4 protein-coding genes are annotated in these 1,947 nt (G+C 50.4%); all 4 read left to right on the forward strand.

What is annotated here, in order from left to right:
• On the forward strand, positions 1–725 hold a 725-nt coding region (gene rplB / locus AC1DUO_RS24455), incomplete at its 5' end, for a 50S ribosomal protein L2 (protein WP_477989194.1).
• Positions 726–739: 14 nt separating this feature from the next.
• Entirely contained in the window at positions 740–1,018 is a 279-nt protein-coding gene (gene rpsS / locus AC1DUO_RS24460) for a 30S ribosomal protein S19 (protein ID WP_004929772.1), read from the forward strand.
• A gap of 14 nt (positions 1,019–1,032) precedes the next feature.
• Positions 1,033–1,365, forward strand: coding sequence for a 50S ribosomal protein L22 (rplV, locus tag AC1DUO_RS24465; protein WP_004391423.1), 333 nt, complete (start codon positions 1,033–1,035; stop codon positions 1,363–1,365).
• A 17-nt stretch (positions 1,366–1,382) separates the two neighbouring features.
• Positions 1,383–1,947 (forward strand): 30S ribosomal protein S3 (rpsC, locus tag AC1DUO_RS24470; RefSeq protein ID WP_477989198.1); only part of this gene is annotated, 565 nt, incomplete at its 3' end.

Below are 1,947 nucleotides of genomic sequence, written 5' to 3' on the forward strand. Positions count from 1 at the left end.
TTGAAAAACTGAGCAAAAGCGGTGGCCGTAACAACAATGGCCGTATCACCACCCGTCATATCGGTGGTGGCCACAAACAGCATTATCGTCTGGTTGACTTCAAACGCAACAAAGATGGTATCGCTGCAGTGGTTGAGCGTCTGGAGTACGATCCGAACCGTTCCGCGAATATCGCGCTGGTTCTGTACAAAGACGGCGAACGCCGTTACATCCTGGCGCCGAAAGGCCTGAAAGTGGGTGACCAGATCCAATCTGGTGTTGATGCTGCAATCAAGACAGGTAACACCCTGCCTATGCGCAACATTCCAGTAGGTTCAACGGTTCATAACGTAGAAATGAAACCAGGTAAAGGCGGCCAGATGGCTCGCTCAGCCGGTGCCTACGTTCAGATCGTTGCTCGTGACGGTTCCTACGTAACTCTGCGTCTGCGCTCTGGCGAAATGCGTAAAGTTCAAGTTGATTGCCGCGCCACCTTAGGTGAAGTCGGTAACTCTGAACATATGCTTCGCGTTCTGGGTAAAGCAGGTGCTGCTCGTTGGCGTGGTATTCGTCCTACCGTTCGCGGTACTGCGATGAACCCAGTCGATCACCCACACGGTGGTGGTGAAGGTCGTAACTTTGGTAAGCACCCGGTAACTCCATGGGGCGTTCAAACCAAAGGTAAGAAGACCCGTAGCAACAAGCGTACTGATAAATTCATTGTACGTCGCCGTAGCAAAAAATAATTAGAGGATAAGCCATGCCACGTTCTCTCAAGAAAGGTCCTTTTATTGACCTGCACTTGCTGAAGAAGGTAGAGAAAGCGGTGGAAAGCGGTGACAAGAAGCCTTTGCGCACTTGGTCCCGTCGTTCAACGATCTTTCCTAACATGATCGGTTTGACCATCGCTGTCCATAATGGTCGTCAGCACGTACCAGTATTTGTTTCCGATGAAATGGTCGGTCACAAACTGGGTGAATTCGCGCCGACTCGTACTTATCGCGGCCATGCGGCTGATAAAAAAGCTAAAAAGCGCTAAGGTAGGAGGAAGAGATGGAAACTATCGCTAAACATCGCCACGCTCGTTCTTCTGCTCAGAAGGTTCGCCTTGTTGCTGACCTGATTCGCGGTAAGAAAGTGTCGCAAGCTCTGGAAACTCTGGCCTATACCAACAAGAAAGCTGCTGGTCTGGTTAAGAAGGTACTGGAGTCTGCCATTGCTAACGCAGAACACAACGATGGCGCTGACATCGATGATCTGAAAGTCACGAAGATTTTCGTAGACGAAGGCCCAAGCATGAAGCGCATTATGCCGCGTGCTAAAGGTCGTGCAGATCGCATTCTGAAGCGCACCAGCCACATTACTGTGGTTGTGTCCGATCGCTGAGACTCTGGAGACTAGCAATGGGTCAGAAAGTACATCCTAATGGTATTCGACTGGGTATTGTCAAACCTTGGAACTCTACTTGGTATGCAAATACCAAAGATTTCGCTGACAACCTGGACGGCGACTTTAAAGTTCGTCAGTTCCTGACTAAGGAATTGGCGAAAGCTTCCGTTTCTCGCATCGTTATCGAGCGTCCAGCGAAGAGCATCCGTGTGACTATTCACACTGCTCGTCCTGGCATCGTTATCGGCAAGAAAGGCGAAGATGTCGAAAAACTGCGTAAGGTCGTAGCGGATATCGCTGGCGTTCCTGCGCAGATTAACATCGCCGAAGTCCGTAAACCGGAACTGGACGCAAAATTGGTTGCTGACAGCATCACTTCACAGCTGGAACGTCGTGTTATGTTCCGTCGTGCTATGAAGCGTGCAGTACAGAACGCAATGCGTCTTGGCGCTAAAGGTATCAAAGTTGAAGTAAGCGGCCGTCTTGGCGGTGCTGAAATCGCGCGTACTGAATGGTACCGTGAAGGTCGTGTTCCGTTGCACACTCTGCGTGCGGATATCGATTACAACACATCTGAAG

Source organism: Rahnella sp. P4_A8 (genome assembly GCF_056402435.1).